Below are 16036 nucleotides of genomic sequence, written 5' to 3'. Positions count from 1 at the left end.
CTCGCGGTCGGTCCGCCGGGGTCATGCCGGGCCGCCTCGCGTCGCGGTCCGCGCGGCGTCGATGGCGGCGGCCAGCCGGTCGAGCACGGCTTCGGCCTGTTCGTCGGTGATGGTCAGCGGCGGCAGCAGCCGGATCACGGCGCCGTGCCGTCCGCCCAGTTCGACGATGAGTCCGCGGCGCAGGGCCTCCTGCTGGACGCGGGCGGCGAGCCGGGGCGCGGCGGGAAGCGCTCCGTAGTCGTCGGGCTCGGCTTCGGTGTCGACGAGTTCGACGCCGATCATCAGACCGCGTCCTCGGACGTCGCCGATGCAGTCGTGGTGCGCGGCGAGTCCGCGCAGGCGGCTGAGCATGCGCGCGCCGACGGTCTCCGCGCGCTCGTGCAGCGCGTGCTGCCGTACGAATCGGAGCGTGGCCGTGCCGGCGGCCATGGCCAGTTGATTGCCGCGGAAGGTGCCCGCGTGGGCGCCCGGCTGCCAGGCGTCGAGCTCTTCGCGGTAGACGATCACGGCCAGCGGGAGGCTGCCGCCGATGGCCTTGGACAGCACCATGACGTCGGGCACGATTCCGCTGCGCTCGACGGCCCAGAAGGTGCCGGTACGGCCGACGCCGGTCTGCACCTCGTCGACCACCAGCGGGATGCCGCGCGCTGCCGTGATCTCACGCATCCTGCGCAGCCAGGTGTCGGGTGCCGGGATGACGCCGCCTTCGCCCTGCACCGGTTCGAGGAGCATCGCGGCGGGCGGCTGCACCCCGCCCTTGGGGTCGTCGAGGAGATGCGCGGTCCAGCGCGCCGAGAGCTCGGCCCCCCGGTCGCCGCCGATGCCGAACGGGCAGCGGTAGTCGTACGGGTACGGCAGACGGGTGATCCGCGCGTCCGCTTCGCCGACGGCGCCGCGGACCGCCGTGTCACCCGTAGCGGCGAGCGCGCCGGCCGTCATGCCGTGGTAGGCGCCGGAAAAGGCGAGGAGTCCGCCGCGCCCGGTGGCGATACGGGCGAGCTTGATGGCCGCCTCCACCGCGTCGGTCCCGGCGGGCCCGCAGAACTGGATACGGCCGTGCTCGGCGAGTTGAGGCGGCAGTGTCTCGAACAGCTCGGTGGTGAAGGCGTCCTTGACCGGGGTCGCGAGGTCCAGGACGTGCAAAGGAGCGCCCGAGTCCAGGACGCCCCTGATGGCTTCCAGGACGACGGGGTGATTGTGGCCGAGAGCGAGGGTTCCCGCACCGGACAGGCAGTCGAGATACCGGCGGCCGTCGGCGCCCTCCACGGTCATCCCGCGGGCGCGGACGGGTACCACCGGCAGGGACCGCGCATAGGTGCGCGCGGCCGATTCGCGCTGCGCCTGCCTGCGGAGAATCGCCTCCCCCGTCATGGATTCGTCGGCCGGTCCCTCGGCGGACACCTCGGCCGATGCCGCCAGTCGTTGTCCCGGCGCGCTCGAAATGGCGGCCACGTGCTCACTCCTCCGGGTCGGCGTCCAGGCAGTCGTCCCCCGTCCGTACTAACGACTGGGTGACGGCTCGATCACGGGCGGCCCGGAGACTTTCGGCGCGGAACCGGCGAACACCCCCGGCCGTCCCTCACACCAGCGGCATAGTGGTGGCCACCGCGCATCGGGGACGGCAACTGCCGTACAGCCGAAGACATCTCAGGGGGAGCAGTCCATGTCATCCATACGAAGGCCCTTGGTGGCCGCGGCGGCGGCAGCCGTTCTCCTCGCGGGCACCGCCACCGCGTGCGGGTCGTCCGGTGACTCCGCGGACGCCAAGCCCAGTTCGTCGGTGACGGCGGGCAACAACCTCGGTCTGCCGACGTCCTTCCCAACCAGCCTCGACGACCTGAAGAAGTGGGAGCAGGCGTACAAGAAGGGCGGCTGGAAGAACTGGGACAAGGCGAAGTGGCTGCGCAAGGCGGCGGATTTCGTCAACCCGGTGATCAACGGGCTGTGGAGCGACGACCGCATGAAGGGCGCGGACCAGAGCGACAAGAAGGTGCCCACCAACGTGTCGGCCGACCAGGGCGAGAGCGACCCTGCGCCGGATCCGGTGCAGGCGAGCCGGGTCACGGCGCCGTACCACGAGGCCGCACCTGGTGTCGGAAAACTCTTCTTCGACGGGCCCAAGGGCTCGATGGTCTGCTCGGCGACGGTGGTCCGGGATCCGGCGCATCCGGGAAAGTCGAATCTGGTGTGGACGGCGGGCCACTGCGTGCACGCGGGTGCCTCCGGCGGCTGGTACCGCAACATCGCCTTCGTCCCCGCCTACAACGACACGGGCAAGAGCGCCGCGGCCCTGGAGGGCGCCTCGCGTGACGTGCTGGCGCCGTACGGCGTGTTCTGGGCCGACTGGGCCAGCACCTCCGACCAGTGGATCAGCACGGGCGCCGAGTCCGGCGGCAGCGGTTCGCCGTACGACTTCGCCGTGCTGCATGTGAAGCCGGAGGAGGGCGCGGGCGGCAAGTCGCTGGAGGAGACGGTCGGTACGGCGATGCCGGTGTGGTTCGACGCGCCGTCCGCGACGCGGATCGGGACGATGGGCGCCTGGGGCTATCCCGCGGCGCCCCCCTTCAACGGGCAGCAGATGTACGACTGCGTGGGCAAGCCGGGCCGGCTGTCGCTGAACGCCCAGGCGCCGACGGAGTACCGGATCGGCTGCACGATGACGGGTGGTTCGTCGGGCGGCGGCTGGTTCGCCAAGCGGCCGGACGGGACGACGGCGCTGGTCAGCAATACGTCGATCGGGCCGGTGACGAACACCTGGCTGGCGGGGCCGCACTTGGGTTCCGAGGCGAAGAAGGTCTTCGACGGGGTGAGCCAGAAGTTCAGCTAGCGGACGACGCATGGGTAAGGGGCCACCTCCAGGAGGCGGCCCCTTACCCATATCAGTGCGCGCGGCGGCGACCCGGCGTCGAACTGCCGTAGCGCCTCAGCCCTGTCAGGTCCTGGCGACGAGCGTGAACGGGGCCAGTTCCGCGGCCAGTTCCTCGTGCACCCGCACCTTGAGCAGCGTGCCGTCGCCGGTGTGCTCCTCGGAGAGGACCTCACCCGCGGCGTGCACCCGGGAGACGAGACCGCCGTGCGTGTACGGCACCAGCGCCTCGACTTCCACGTCGGGCCGCGGCAGTTCCTGGTCGATGATCTCCAGCAACTCGTCGATGCCCATGCCGCTGCGGGCGGAGACCGCGATGGCGTGCTTCTCGTTGCGCAGCAGACGCTGGAGGACCAGCGGGTCCGCGGCGTCCGCCTTGTTGACGACCACGATCTCGGGCACGTCCAGCGCGCCGACATCGCGGAACACCTCGCGTACTGCCGCGAGCTGCTCCTCGGGCACCGGGTGCGAGCCGTCCACCACGTGCAGGATCAGGTCGGCGTCGCCGACCTCCTCCATCGTGGACCGGAAGGCCTCGACCAGGTGGTGCGGCAGGTGCCGCACGAACCCGACGGTGTCCACCAGGGTGTAGAGCCGTCCGCTGGGGGTCTCCGCGCGGCGCACGGTCGGGTCCAGGGTGGCGAACAGCGCGTTCTCCACCAGGACGCCCGCGCCGGTGAGCCGGTTGAGCAGCGAGGACTTGCCCGCGTTGGTGTATCCGGCGATGGCGACCGACGGCACCTTGTGCCGCTTGCGCTCCTGACGCTTGAGGTCGCGGCTGGTCTTCATCTCCGCGATCTCCCGGCGCATCTTGGCCATCTTCTCGCGGATACGCCGACGGTCGGTCTCGATCTTGGTCTCACCGGGACCACGCGTCGCCATGCCGCCGCCGGACGAACCGGCGCCACCGCCACCCATCTGCCGGGACAACGACTGACCCCAGCCGCGCAGCCTCGGCAGCATGTACTGCATCTGTGCCAGCGAGACCTGCGCCTTGCCCTCACGGGACTTGGCGTGCTGAGCGAAGATGTCGAGGATCAGCGCGGTCCTGTCGACCACCTTGACCTTGACGACGTCTTCCAGATGGATGAGCTGGCCGGGGCTCAGCTCACCGTCGCAGACGACGGTGTCGGCGCCGGTCTCCACGACGATGTCGCGCAGCTCCAGTGCCTTGCCGGATCCGATGTACGTGGCCGGGTCCGGCTTGTCGCGGCGCTGGATGACGCCGTCGAGGACGAGTGCTCCGGCGGTCTCGGCGAGCGCCGCCAGCTCGGCCAGCGAATTCTCGGCGTCGTCGACGGTCCCCGTGGTCCAGACGCCCACGAGCACCACGCGCTCCAGTCGGAGCTGCCGGTACTCGACCTCGGTGACGTCCTCGAGTTCGGTGGAGAGTCCGGCGACCCGGCGGAGCGACGCACGCTCGGAGCGGTCGAATTGGTCGCCGTCCCGGTCCTCGTCGATCTCATGACTCCAGGCGACGTCCTCTTCCATCAGGGCGTCGGCCCGAAGGCTCTCGGGGAGGCGCTGGCGGTTGTTCGAAGAGGAAGAAGAAGAGGAGGTCATTGGATCCTTTGGTCGAGCGGTCAACGAATCGGCGGTGTTTCTGCCGTTACTACGATGGTCGCACGCCGGACACTCGCGGTCACGCGAGTTTCGCCGCGGATACCCGCGCGGGCTGTCCGCCGGCCGACAGGACCGGATCTCCTGCGGCCGTCGCCGGAATCACTCGTGTGGGTGACGATCACCCCGGAACCTACGATCTGCCACCAGGCGTTCACTGGGAGTAATGATCGAAGGAGACAGTGATGACCTACTTCCCGAAGTCCCCGCAGGTGCGCACCCGGGCTTCCGCGCCCGCGTCCTCACGAGAGTCCTCGCACGCGTCCAAGCGTGTGTACGCCCTGGTCTCAGGGCTGCGCCGCCGTGACGGCCAGTCGCGCGCGGTACACGTCATAGACACCCGGCACCGACCGCATCGCCCGCATCAGGACCGCCAGCGCCTGGGGGTCGGGCAGCTCCACCGTGTACGTGTGCCGCACCCGGTGCTCCTGCGGGGGCTCCACCGCGGCCGAGACGATCCCGACGCCCTGGGCCGCGATGGCCTCGGTGAGGTCGGCGAGCAGGCGCGGGCGGCTCAGCGCCTCGGCGAGGATCGTGGCCCGGAAGCCGTTGGCGGGGCCGTCGTCGCGCCAGCGGACGGGTACGGGCGCCCGTCCCGCCGTGACCATCCGGGCGGTGCTCGGACACTCGACGCGGTGGACGGCGACGGTGCCGCCGCGGATGACGAATCCGGTGAGGCCGTCCGGAGGCACCGGCGTACAACAGCGGGCCAGCCGTACGGTCGCGTGCGGCAGGTCGGTGACCGCCACCGGTTCGGCGGCGCGCGCCTGGCCCGCGGCGTGGGTCGGGCGTACCGCAGGGGCCGACGCCGGCTTGTCCTCGTCTGCCGTCGCCGGGTTCTGGGTCAGCCACCTGGTGATGGCGATCCGGGCGGCCGGGGTGATGGCGTGCTCCAGCCAGTCGGCGTCGGGGCCGGAGGTGGCGGAGTCGTCCATCAGGAGCTGGAGGGTGTCGCCGTCGCGCAGCCGGGTCCCCAGCGGCGCCAGCCGCCCGTTGACGCGGGCGCCGACGCACTGGTGACCGGCCTCGCCGTGCACCGCGTAGGCGGCGTCCACGCAGCTCGCCCCGGCGGCCAGCCGCATCGTGCCGATGGACTCGCCGGACTCGGTGGCGAAGACGGTGATCTCGCGGTCCTGGGCGAGGTCGTCCCGCAGAGCGGACCAGAAGGTGTCGGGGTCGGGGGCGTCGCGCTGCCACTCCAACAGCCGGGCGAGCCAGCCGGGTTGGGTCGGGTCCACCCTCCCCCAGGTCTCCGCCGCGCTCGCCCCCTGCTCGGCCTCGGCGGCCTGCGGAGTCTCCTCCACGGCGTGCGGGTCGCCGAGCGCGATCACCCCGGCCTCCGCGACCCGGTGCATCCGCCGGGTGCGGACGAGGACTTCGGCGATCCGGCCGCGCTCGTCGGCGACGGCGGTGTGCAGCGACTGGTACAGGTTGAACTTGGGGGCGGCGATGAAGTCCTTGAACTCCGCGATCACCGGGGTGAAACAGGTGTGCAGCTCACCGAGCACGGCATAGCAGTCGGCGTCCTCGGCGACCACGACGAGCAGGCGGCCGAAGTCGCAACTGCCGAGTTCCGCGCCGCCGCGCTTGAGCAGGACGCGGTGGACGGAGACCGCGTGCCGCGGGCGGATGGCGACCTCGGCGGCGATGTCCGCCTCGCGCAGCACCTTGCGCAGGTCCTCGGCGACAGCCGCGAGGAGGTCGGGTCCGGCGGCGTTCGCGGCGATCATGGCCCGGGTCCTGGCGTGCTCCTCGGGGTGGAGGATCGCGAAGACCAGGTCTTCGAGCTCGGTCTTCAGTGCCTGCACGCCGAGGCGTTCGGCGAGCGGGATCAGCACATCGCGGGTGACCTTGGCGATCCGCACCTGCTTCTCGGGGCGCATCACCCCGAGGGTGCGCATGTTGTGCAGCCGGTCGGCGAGCTTGATCGACATCACGCGTACGTCGTTGCCGGTGGCGACGAGCATCTTGCGGAAGGTCTCCGGCTCCGCGGCGGCGCCGTAGTCGACCTTCTCCAGCTTGGTGACGCCGTCGACGAGATAGCTGACCTCCTGGCCGAACTCCTCCCGTACCTGATCGAGCGTCACATCGGTGTCCTCGACGGTGTCGTGGAGGAGGGAGGCGGTCAGGGTGGTGGTCTCCGCGCCCAGTTCGGCAAGGATCAGCGTGACCGCCAGCGGGTGGGTGATGTACGGCTCGCCGCTCTTGCGCATCTGACCGCGGTGCGAGGACTCCGCGAGCACATACGCCCGCCGCAGCGTCTCGATCGCTTCGGGGCCCGCTTCGGGGTGGCGCGCGCGGTGCACCTTGGTGAGGTGCTCGATGGCGTCGGGCACGCGATCCCGGCCGCTGGGGCCGAGCAGCGCCGCGCGGCCGAGCCTGAGCAGGTCGATCCGGCGCAGTCCACGGCGCGGGGCCCCGGCACTGCGGTCGGCGTCCACCGCGTTGTCTGCGCTCATCGGGCACCTCCAGCAGCCTGAACCGGCTGCGGACGCTCTCCACGCCCCGTGGGGCCGCGCCGGTGATTGATGCTACCGAGCCCACCACGTGCGGCAGTCACGCTCTCGCCGAGAGTGATCCCCATCACCCGTTCGAGGGAACGTGTGCGGGAATCCCGGTCGGATACCGCCGGAAAGGTGGTGGTTCAGGCACCGGGGTCGGCGGAGGGACCGCCGCGCCAGGCCGGGTCGATGACGCCCTCGGCGACGATCACCGCGGGTCCGGTCATCTCGATCTGTCCGTCGGCGGTCTCGGTGATCACCAGCCGGCCGCCGGGGACGTCGACGGTGTACGTGACCGGGCGGCCGGTGACGGCCGGGGCGGCACCGTCGCGGCGGGCCGCGGCGACCATCACGGCGCAGGCGCCCGTGCCGCAGGAGCGGGTCTCGCCGGAACCGCGCTCGTGGACGCGCAGAGCCACGTGGCGCGGCCCGCGGTCGACGACGAATTCGACGTTGGTGCCCGCCGGGTAGGCGTCGGCGGGGGCGACCTCGGGGGCACGGAGGAGGTCACCGGCGTGGTCGAGGGTGTCGACGAAGGCGACGGCGTGCGGGTTGCCCATGTCGACGTGGAGCGCGGGCCAACTGCGGTCGCCCACGGTGACGGTGACGGCGCCCTCGGGAAGCGTGGCGCGGCCCATGCGGACCGTGATGTCGCCGGGAGTGCCGTCGTCGGCGTCCTTGGCGATGTGGACGTCGCGGACGCCGGCGCGGGTGGCGACGGACAGGTCGCCCGCGTCGGTGAGGCCGGTGCGCTGGAGGTAGCGGGCGAAGACGCGGACGCCGTTGCCGCACATCTCGGCGATGCTGCCGTCGCTGTTGCGGTAGTCCATGAACCACTCGGCCCGGTCGGAGAGTGCCGCGGCCTCGGGGTGGCAGGCGGAGCGGACCACGCGCAGCAGGCCGTCACCGCCGATTCCGGCGCGCCGGTCGCACAGGCGGGTGACGTCGGCCGGGGACAGGTCGAGCAGACCGTCCGGGTCGGGGACGATCACGAAGTCGTTCTCGGTGCCGTGGCCCTTGAGGAAGGCGAGCGGTGCGGTGTCGTGGCGCGCGTCAGTCACGTCATCGATCGTACGCGGGCGACGGAGGAGGACGGGCTGGTGGGCGGGGCCGTCAGCGCAGCCGGGCGACGCGCCAGACGGCGAGCACCGCCAGCAGGGCGATCAGCGCGGTGTATCCGGCCACGTAGCGCCAGTCGACACGGGCGCCGGAGCCGCGGGCGGGCAGGCCGGGCCAGGTGTAGCCGACCCGGCGGGCGGCCATCAGGCCCCACCCGGCGGAGCAGCAGCACAGCAGCAGGCCGAGCATGGCGACGACAGGTCCCGCGTCGCCGGATTCGAAGGCGAGGGGGAAGGCGAACATCAGCGATCCGCTCACCGCGAGGGCGATGATCGGGGCGAGTTGCCAGATCCGCAGTCGCCGCTGGGGGCGCAGCTCGCGGAAGGACTGGCCCTCCTCCATCGGCGGAAGGGGCTCGATCGCTTCCAGGGAGCCGAGGGAGTCCAGGGGCTCGAAGGGCTCCAGGGTGTTCCTCGACTCGGGGATCGCGCCATTGCGCGGAAACTCCGGGGGAATCTGGGCTTCCGCCGCGGGGTCGCGCCCGGCTGGGGTGTCGCGTGGGCCGGCTTCCATCGCCACGCGCCCTCCCGATTCTCCGACACCGTAGCTAGATGCTCGATGATGGCACGGTCGACCGGCAGGTCCGGGACGCCGGAGCGTCCCGATGCCATCACGTGATCAGGCTGTAACCGCTTCTTGGAGCAACGTCAGCGCCTGGTGCGCGAGTTCCGTGCCGCGGGCCGTGAGCCAGTGCACACGCGGGTCGCGGCGGAACCACGAGTCCTGACGGCGTGCGAAGCGCTTGGTGGCGCGTACGGTCGTGGCGCGGGCCTCGTCCTCGGTGCACTCACCGGCCAGTGCGGCGAGCACCTGTTGGTAGCCGAGCGCGCGGGAGGCCGTACGTCCTTCGCGCAGCCCCGCGGCCTCCAGGGCGCGGACCTCGTCGACCAGACCGGCCTCCCACATGCGGTCGACGCGCAGGGCGATGCGTTCGTCGAGTTCGGGCCGGGGGACGTCGACGCCGATCTGGACGGTGTCGTAGACGCCCTCGGGGCCGGGGAGGTTGGCGGCGAAGGGGCGGCCGGTGATCTCCACGACTTCGAGGGCGCGGACGATCCGGCGGCCGTTGCTGGGCAGGATGGCGCGGGCGGCCTCGGGGTCGACCGCGGCCAGCCGGGCGTGCAGGGCGCCGGAGCCGCGCATGTCGAGTTCGGCCTCCAGGCGGGCCCGGACGGCCGCGTCCGTGCCGGGGAACTCCAGGGCGTCGATCGCGGCGCGTACGTACAGGCCGGAGCCGCCGACGAGCACCGGGACCCGGCCCTCGGCGTGCAGCCGGTCGATCTCGACGCGGGCGAGGCGCTGGTAGTCGGCAACGTTGGCGGCCTGTGTCACGTCCCAGATGTCCAGCAGGTGGTGCGGCACGCCCTGGCGTTCGTCCGGGCTGAGCTTGGCGGTGCCGATGTCCATACCGCGGTAGAGCTGCATGGAGTCGGCGTTGATCACCTCGCCGTCCAGGATCCGGGCCAGGGCCACGCCCAGATCGGACTTCCCGGCTGCGGTCGGGCCGACGACGGCGATCACACGGTTCTTCACGTGGCCAGTCTCGCAAACATTGGCCGCTGACCTCGATCGATTGGCGTGAAGCAGGCCAGGGCGGGCACAGGTATGGTCGGAAACAGGGCGGAGGATTCACGATGCTTGGGAAGGTGCCGCATGGGCCTCAAGGACACGTTCAAGGACAAGCTGGGCTTGGCGAAGAGCAAGGCCGGCGACTTGGCGCAGCAGCACGGCGGCAAGATCGAGTCGGGGCTGGAGAAGGCGGCGCACACTGTCGACTCCAAGACCGGCGGCAAGTACAGCGACAAGATCGGCACCGGGGTGGACAAGGCCAAGGGCGCCTTGGGCAACCTCAAGGACAAGAGCGGCAAGGACGGCGACGCGACCGTCTGAGCGCTCGCGCGGCGCCCTGCCGTAGGACGTCCGAGTCGCGCGTCCGGACGGGGGCTCCGGGTCAGGTATCCGCGTAGCCCTCCGGCTCAGGTCCAGGTCGCCACGGCGTAGCCCACGCCGTATGGCGCCGCCTCGTACAGCAGCTCCCCCGCCAGGCCCGCGCCCTGTGCCGCGCCCGCGAGCACCTGCCACGGCGCCCGGCCGGACACCTTCAGCGCATCGGCCAACCCCGCGTCCAGCGCGGTGAGCGCGTCGGTGTCGGCCGCCGCCAGGGCCGCGGTCACGGCCACGTCGAAGGGCTCGGCGCGCTCGTCCAGGTAGCCGGGCGCCTTGACCGTACGGCAGGCGCTGCCGTCCCCCATCACGAGCAGGGCGACGCGTCCCGCGGCCTCGGCGACAGCGCGGCCCGCGGCGGCGCAGCGCGGCTGTTCCAGTTGCTCGCCGACACCCAGCCCCTCGACGGGTGCGGCGTGCCAGCCGCGCAGCAGCCAGGCGGCCACGGCAAGCGAGGGCGGCAATGTGCGTGCGGGCTCAGCGGCGGCCTCAGCAGCGGGCTCGGCCGTGACGTCGGCCTCCGCGCTGGGTTCCGATCCGAGGCGGACGTCCAGCGCGACACCGAACGGCCGGAAAGAGCCTGTGGCGCCCTCGGCGAAAGCACCGCGGTGCGGCCGGTCCGCCGGACCGATCACGACCAGCCGGTCGGGCCGGGAAGCGGCCAGGACGCCGATCGCGTCGGCGCAGGAGGCCCGCAGAGCGTCGAGTTCGGGTGCGGCGCCTGCCGCCACCTCCGGGACCAGCAGCGGCGGGCAGGGACAGACGGCAGCGGCGACCAGCATGATCGAAACCTTACCGGCGCGGCCTCACGGATAGACGGCCGTCGCCGGACAACGGCGTCGGCACGTTCGGCCGCGCACCGGTGTCCGGGACCGCGCGCGTCACTGGACGCTGCATCCGCCCAGCGACGCCGGCTCCGTCACGGCGGGCGCGCCGATCGTCGGCAGACCCAGCATCACGCCCGTGCCGGTTGCGGCCGGGGCCGCGTTGCGCCGCTCCCACGCGTCGCCCGCCCGCGTACGGCGTACGGCGGCGGCGGGCTTCTCCGCGAGCAGATGGTGCGGCGCGGCGTAGGTGATCTCGACGGTCACCATGTCTCCGGGCCTGACCGGCTCGGCCGGGCGCTCGAAGTGCACGAGGCGGTTGTCGGGCGCGCGGCCGGACAGCCGCCGGGTGGCGTCGTCCTTGCGGCCCTCGCCCTCGGCGACCAGCACCTCGATGGTGCGGCCGACCTGCTTCTTGTTCTCCTCCCAGGAGATCTCCTCCTGGAGCGCGACCAGCCGCTCGTACCGCTGCTGGACGACGGCCTTCGGGATCTGGCCGTCCATCTCGGCGGCGGGGGTGCCGGGCCGCTTGGAGTACTGGAAGGTGAAGGCCTGCGCGAAGCGCGCCTCGCGCACCACGTGCAGGGTCTGCTCGAAGTCCTCCTCGGTCTCGCCGGGAAAGCCCACGATGATGTCGGTGGTGATGGCGGCGTCCGGCATCGCGGCGCGCACCTTCTCGATGATCCCGAGGTAACGATCCTGCCGGTACGACCGGCGCATCGCCTTCAGCACCGTGTCGGAGCCGGACTGGAGCGGCATGTGGAGCTGGTGCATCACATTGGGCGTCTCGGCCATGGCGGCGATGACGTCGTCGGTGAAGTCGCGCGGGTGCGGCGAGGTGAAGCGGATCCGCTCCAGGCCGTCGATGGTGCCCGCGGCGCGCAGCAGCTTGCCGAACGCCTCGCGGTCGCCGATGTCGGAGCCGTACGCGTTCACGTTCTGGCCGAGCAGGGTGACCTCGACGACGCCCTCGGAGACCAGGGCCTCGACCTCGGCGAGCACGTCGCCGGGCCTGCGGTCCTTCTCCTTGCCGCGCAGGGCGGGGACGATGCAGAAGGTGCAGGTGTTGTTGCAGCCGACGGAGACCGCGACCCAGGCGGCGTACGCGGACTCGCGGCGCGAGGGCAGCGTCGAGGGGAAGGTCTCCAGCGACTCGACGATCTCGACCTGGGCCTCTTCGGCGATCCTGGCCCGCTCCAACAGCACCGGGAGCTGCCCGATGTTGTGGGTGCCGAAGACGACGTCGACCCAGGGGGCCCGCTTCACGATGGTGTCGCGGTCCTTCTGCGCCAGGCAGCCGCCGACGGCGATCTGCATGCCGGGCCTGGCGGCCTTCTTCGGTACGAGCTGGCCGAGGTTGCCGTACAGCCGGTTGTCGGCGTTCTCCCGCACCGCGCAGGTGTTGAAGACGACGACATCCGCGCCGTCGGCGTCGGAAGGCGCGCGGACATACCCCGCGTCCTCCAGAAGGCCGGACAGCCGCTCGGAGTCGTGGACGTTCATCTGGCACCCGTAGGTGCGGACCTCGTAAGTACGCGCGCTCATAACAATCACCCAGAGTACGTGGTCGCCGGGGCCCGGCGCCCCCGCCTTCCCGGGACCGGCCGCCGCCGACCGCCCTTCCCCGATTCCCGCCCGGCTGGCAGGATCCCCATGCATGGACCTCCCCCGCCCCGTCGTACGCCTGCGCGATGCCGCGCTGGGCAGGCGGCGGCGCGTGCTCCAGGCGCTGCTGGCCGGGGTCTCCGTGCTCGCCCTCCTGCTGTGGTGGCTGCTGCCGAACGCGGGGCCTTCGTATCCGCGGGCGCCGATGTCGCTGGCCACCGGGGTCGCCAGCGGGGTGTACGAGAAGTACGGGCTGCTCCTCAAGGGCGATCTGCACACCGCGCTGCCGGGAGTGCGGGTCAATCTCGTGCACACCGAGGGCTCGGTCGACAACATCAAGCGGGTGGCGTCAGGACGGGCGGACTTCACCATCGCCGCGGCCGACGCCGTCGCCGATTACGACGGTCCCGGCAAGGACCAGTTGCGCGCCTGCGCCCGGCTCTACGACGACTACATGCAGCTTGTCGTACCGAGCGATTCCACGGTGCGGTCCGCGCGCGATCTGCGCGGGCTGCGGGTCGGGGTCGGCCAGGCGGACTCCGGGGTCAATCTGATCACCAGGCGGCTGTTCGCGGCGGCGGGCCTGGACATCACCAAGGATGTGGACGCGATACCGGTCGGCATCGACCAGGCGCCCGCGATGCTGCGCGACAAGCAACTGGACGCGTTCTTCTGGTCGGGCGGGCTGCCGACCGCCGCCGTGGCCGAGATGGCGCACTCCTCGCCGGGCATCAAGCTCGTCCAACTCGGCGACCTGGTGGCGAAGCTGCATTCCATGGGACCGCAGATGGCGTACTACCGGCAGGCCGTGATGCCCGCCGACGCGTATCCGCAGGCGCAGAAGGGGCAGGCGATCGCCACCATCGCCGTCGCCAATCTGCTGGTCACCACGGACCGCGCGAACACCGGCCTGGTCGAACGGCTCACCCGTGCGGTGATCGACAGCCGGGACGCGATCGGCAAGGAGGTGCACGCCGCGCAATTGGTGGACCTGCGGACCGCGGTGTTCACCGATCCGCTGCCGCTGCACGTCGGCGCGGAGCGGTACTACCGGTCGGTGAAGCCGTAGCGGGTGCTCCGCCGCGACCTCGGCCGCGCCGCGCGCTCACCCCGCCGCGCACTCCGTGGTCATGATCAGACGGTCGTACGATCCGACAACCGGACGGTCACACCCCGACCGGCGCCGTCCTCGGCACCGTCAGGATGACCTCCAGGCCGTGCGGGTCGCGCCGCCCGTAACTGATGGCGCCGCCGCCCTGGCTCAGCAGGGCGCGGGCGATGGACAGGCCGAGGCCGGAGCCGTGCACATTCTGGTGGCGGGCGCTGCGCCAGAAACGATCGCCGATCCTGGCGAGTTCCTCGTCCGTCAGACCGGGGCCGCTGTCGGCGACGGAGATCGCGGTGCGCTGGTCGTCCGCCGCCACGCGCACATGGACGGCCTCGCCGCGCGGGGTGAATTTGATCGCGTTGTCGATCACCGCGTCCAAGGCGCTGGACAGCGCGACCGCGTCGGCCCACCCGGTCACCTTGAGCGCCGCCCGCTCCCCCGGGCTCTCGCCCGCCCGCTCCCCCGCGCTCTCACCTCCCCGGTCCTCCGAGTCCTCCCCCTCCACTGTGAACTCCACGGAGATTCCCGCCTGGTCGGCGACGGGTCGCCAGGCCGCCGAGCGGGTACGGGCGAGCGCGGCGAGATCGGTGACGGCCAGATGACTGCCGGAGCGTTCGGCGAGCGCCAGGCCCAGCAGGTCGTCGAGCACCTGGGCGAGCCGGTGCCCCTCCTCCTTCACCGCCTCGGCCTCGTCGTGGCCGTCAGGCAGTTCCAGGCCGAGCAATTCGATCCGCAGCAGCAGTGCGGCGAGCGGATTGCGCAACTGATGCGACGCGTCCGCCACGAAGGCCCGCTGCTGGTCGAGGACTTCCTCGACGTTGTCGGCCATCTCGTTGAACGAACGGACCAGGCGGCGGAGTTCCGGCGGGCCGCCCGCCGTTCCGACACGCGACTTCATCCGGCCGGTCGCGATGTCGTGGGTGACGCGGTCCAAGGTGGCGACCGGAAGCAGCACCCAGGCGGTCAGTCGGACGGCGAAGAGCACGGCGATGGCCATCGCCGCCAGCTCCCCGGCCGCCAGCAGCAGCCAGCCGTGCAGGATGCGGGAGCGCAGCGCGCCGGTCGGCGAATCGGTCACGACGACGGCGACGACGTCCCCGTCCCGGACGATCGGCGAGGCGATGGCGAGTTTGCGGGTCTGCCACGGCCACACCTGGCGGGGGTCGTGGGTGCGGCGGCCGAGCAGCGCCGAGTTGTAGGCGTCGAACAGCTCGCCCTCGTCCGGCACCTTCCAGTCGCCGGGCGCGGCCGCCATCGCGGTGCGGTCGCGGTAGAAGACTCCGGCGTCGATGCCGTACAGCTCTTTGTAGCGGGTGAGTTCGGTGCGCAGGGTGTGCAGCCGCTCGTCGTCGGCGCTGTCCACGGCGGTCTGTTCGTCCCGCGCGGTGACGTACTGCGCGAGCGCCGCGAAGCGCGTGGTGTCGTCGATGCGGTCGACCACGACGCGCTGCTGCTGGGACGCGGCCTGGCTGGCGGCCAGCGGGAAGCCGAGGGCCAGCAGGACACCGGCCATCAGCACGATGAGCAGCGGGAGCAGGCGGGAGCGCAAGGTGGTGGCCTCGACGGGTCAGCCGACGGGGACGACGAGCCGGTATCCGACCCCGCGCACCGTCTCGATCATCGCCGGGGTCCGCAGCTTGGAGCGCAGGGACGCCACATGGACCTCAAGGGTGCGACCCGTACCCTCCCACGCGGTGCGCCACACCTCGCTGATGATCTGCTCCCTGCGGAAGACGACACCCGGCCGCTTGGCGAGCAGCGACAGCAGATCGAACTCCTTGCGGGTGAGGGCGATCAGATCGCCCTCCACGGTGACGCGGCGGGTGGACAGTTCGATGGTGACCGTGCCGAGCAGCAGTTTGGCGCTCTCCTGCGGGCCGGTCTCGCCGGTCCGCGCGGCGGCCAGCACTCCGGTGCCCGCGACGGTCGCGCCGGTGGCCGTCGGCCCGGCGGCGCCTTGCGCGTTCAGCGGCGGGCGGCGGCTCACGGCGTGGATCCGCGCCAGCAGCTCGCCCGTGTCGTACGGCTTCACCACGTAGTCGTCCGCGCCCAGGTTGAGGCCGTGGATCCGGGAGCGTACGTCGGCCCGCGCGGTCACCATGATCACCGGGGTCGCGGTACGGCGGCGTATCCGGCTGCACACCTCGAAACCGTCCTGGTCGGGCAGCCCCAGGTCGAGCAGGACACAGTCGTACGCGGGGCCGTCGCCGGGCAGCAGCGCCTGGATCGCCTCCTCGCCGCTGCGGGCGTGCCGCACGTCGAAGCCGTGCTTGCCGAGGACCGCGGAGAGGGCGGAGGCGACCCTGTCGTCGTCCTCCACGAGGAGCAGTCGCATCGTCAACCTCCCTGTTCATCCGGTCTTATGATCATTTCGGCTGATCGTGTTGTTCGTGTGCGGTAGCGGTACCTGTGGACCGAATCCACGCCGATCGGCACGGGGTGCGTCAAG

The 16036-nt window shown here is 71.7% G+C and carries 13 protein-coding genes; 3 read left to right on the top strand and 10 right to left on the bottom strand.

The window, feature by feature from the left end; genetic code table 11:
- Nucleotides 1-21: 21 nt before the first annotated feature.
- Nucleotides 22-1371: a diaminobutyrate--2-oxoglutarate transaminase gene (locus ABZX65_RS14320; RefSeq protein WP_355338789.1), complete on the bottom strand. Its 1350-nt coding sequence runs from the start codon at nucleotides 1369-1371 to the stop codon at nucleotides 22-24.
- Nucleotides 1372-1663: 292 nt separating this feature from the next.
- Between ABZX65_RS14320 and ABZX65_RS14315 the strand changes: the two genes are divergently transcribed.
- Entirely contained in the window at nucleotides 1664-2827 is a 1164-nt protein-coding gene (locus tag ABZX65_RS14315) for a hypothetical protein (RefSeq protein WP_355338203.1), read from the top strand.
- Nucleotides 2828-2932: 105 nt separating this feature from the next.
- On the opposite strand, the gene hflX is transcribed toward ABZX65_RS14315, so the two are convergent.
- The 5 genes from hflX to miaA all read right to left on the bottom strand — a co-directional run bounded on the left by hflX (nucleotide 2933) and on the right by miaA (nucleotide 9639).
- Nucleotides 2933-4429, bottom strand: a complete 1497-nt coding sequence (gene hflX, locus ABZX65_RS14310; protein ID WP_355338200.1) for a GTPase HflX — start codon at nucleotides 4427-4429, stop codon at nucleotides 2933-2935.
- Between the two features lie 344 nt (nucleotides 4430-4773).
- Nucleotides 4774-6945, bottom strand: coding sequence for an HD domain-containing protein (locus ABZX65_RS14305; RefSeq protein WP_355338197.1), 2172 nt, complete (start codon nucleotides 6943-6945; stop codon nucleotides 4774-4776).
- Nucleotides 6946-7130: 185 nt separating this feature from the next.
- The gene (gene dapF / locus ABZX65_RS14300; RefSeq protein WP_355338194.1) at nucleotides 7131-8048 is read right to left on the bottom strand and encodes a diaminopimelate epimerase; all 918 of its coding nucleotides are present in this window, start codon (nucleotides 8046-8048) and stop codon (nucleotides 7131-7133) included.
- Nucleotides 8049-8100: 52 nt separating this feature from the next.
- On the bottom strand, nucleotides 8101-8619 hold the full coding sequence (locus tag ABZX65_RS14295; RefSeq protein ID WP_355338786.1) for a hypothetical protein: 519 nt from the start codon (nucleotides 8617-8619) through the stop codon (nucleotides 8101-8103).
- 105 nt (nucleotides 8620-8724) lie between these two features.
- Nucleotides 8725-9639 (bottom strand): tRNA (adenosine(37)-N6)-dimethylallyltransferase MiaA, encoded by a 915-nt coding sequence (miaA, locus tag ABZX65_RS14290; RefSeq protein ID WP_355338191.1) that lies wholly within the window; start codon nucleotides 9637-9639, stop codon nucleotides 8725-8727.
- A 120-nt stretch (nucleotides 9640-9759) separates the two neighbouring features.
- Here miaA and ABZX65_RS14285 point away from each other — a divergent pair, with 120 nt between their 5' ends.
- Entirely contained in the window at nucleotides 9760-9996 is a 237-nt protein-coding gene (locus ABZX65_RS14285; RefSeq protein WP_355338188.1) for an antitoxin, read from the top strand.
- Between the two features lie 86 nt (nucleotides 9997-10082).
- On the opposite strand, the gene ABZX65_RS14280 is transcribed toward ABZX65_RS14285, so the two are convergent.
- Both ABZX65_RS14280 and miaB read right to left on the bottom strand, forming a co-directional pair.
- A complete protein-coding gene (locus tag ABZX65_RS14280) occupies nucleotides 10083-10832 on the bottom strand; it encodes a class III extradiol dioxygenase subunit B-like domain-containing protein (protein ID WP_355338185.1) in 750 nt (249 codons plus the stop codon).
- 99 nt (nucleotides 10833-10931) lie between these two features.
- The gene (miaB, locus tag ABZX65_RS14275; RefSeq protein WP_355338182.1) at nucleotides 10932-12419 is read right to left on the bottom strand and encodes a tRNA (N6-isopentenyl adenosine(37)-C2)-methylthiotransferase MiaB; all 1488 of its coding nucleotides are present in this window, start codon (nucleotides 12417-12419) and stop codon (nucleotides 10932-10934) included.
- Nucleotides 12420-12531: 112 nt separating this feature from the next.
- Between miaB and ABZX65_RS14270 the strand changes: the two genes are divergently transcribed.
- Nucleotides 12532-13548, top strand: a complete 1017-nt coding sequence (locus ABZX65_RS14270) for a TAXI family TRAP transporter solute-binding subunit (RefSeq protein WP_355338179.1) — start codon at nucleotides 12532-12534, stop codon at nucleotides 13546-13548.
- A 97-nt stretch (nucleotides 13549-13645) separates the two neighbouring features.
- Here the strand turns inward: ABZX65_RS14270 and ABZX65_RS14265 are convergent, their stop codons facing one another.
- A complete protein-coding gene (locus ABZX65_RS14265) occupies nucleotides 13646-15136 on the bottom strand; it encodes a HAMP domain-containing sensor histidine kinase (RefSeq protein ID WP_355338176.1) in 1491 nt (496 codons plus the stop codon).
- Nucleotides 15137-15154: 18 nt separating this feature from the next.
- Nucleotides 15155-15922: a response regulator transcription factor gene (locus ABZX65_RS14260; protein WP_355338173.1), complete on the bottom strand. Its 768-nt coding sequence runs from the start codon at nucleotides 15920-15922 to the stop codon at nucleotides 15155-15157.
- Nucleotides 15923-16036 lie beyond the last annotated feature (114 nt).

The organism is Streptomyces sp. NPDC003300, assembly GCF_040610915.1.
In the GTDB taxonomy this organism is placed as follows: Bacteria; Actinomycetota; Actinomycetes; order Streptomycetales; family Streptomycetaceae; genus Actinacidiphila.
Note: the sequence above shows the minus strand (reverse complement) of the source record. Positions and strands in the feature narration are given on the sequence as shown.

Coding starts and splice junctions, on each gene's coding strand:
- ABZX65_RS14320 (WP_355338789.1), bottom strand. CDS start 1,371: ATGACGGGGGAGGCGATTCTCCGCAGGCAGGCGCAGCGCGAATCGGCC.
- ABZX65_RS14295 (WP_355338786.1), bottom strand. CDS start 8,619: ATGGAAGCCGGCCCACGCGACACCCCAGCCGGGCGCGACCCCGCGGCG.
- ABZX65_RS14270 (WP_355338179.1), top strand. CDS start 12,532: ATGGACCTCCCCCGCCCCGTCGTACGCCTGCGCGATGCCGCGCTGGGC.
- hflX (WP_355338200.1), bottom strand. CDS start 4,429: ATGACCTCCTCTTCTTCTTCCTCTTCGAACAACCGCCAGCGCCTCCCC.
- ABZX65_RS14285 (WP_355338188.1), top strand. CDS start 9,760: ATGGGCCTCAAGGACACGTTCAAGGACAAGCTGGGCTTGGCGAAGAGC.
- ABZX65_RS14305 (WP_355338197.1), bottom strand. CDS start 6,945: ATGAGCGCAGACAACGCGGTGGACGCCGACCGCAGTGCCGGGGCCCCG.
- ABZX65_RS14315 (WP_355338203.1), top strand. CDS start 1,664: ATGTCATCCATACGAAGGCCCTTGGTGGCCGCGGCGGCGGCAGCCGTT.
- ABZX65_RS14260 (WP_355338173.1), bottom strand. CDS start 15,922: ATGCGACTGCTCCTCGTGGAGGACGACGACAGGGTCGCCTCCGCCCTC.
- ABZX65_RS14280 (WP_355338185.1), bottom strand. CDS start 10,832: ATGCTGGTCGCCGCTGCCGTCTGTCCCTGCCCGCCGCTGCTGGTCCCG.
- miaB (WP_355338182.1), bottom strand. CDS start 12,419: ATGAGCGCGCGTACTTACGAGGTCCGCACCTACGGGTGCCAGATGAAC.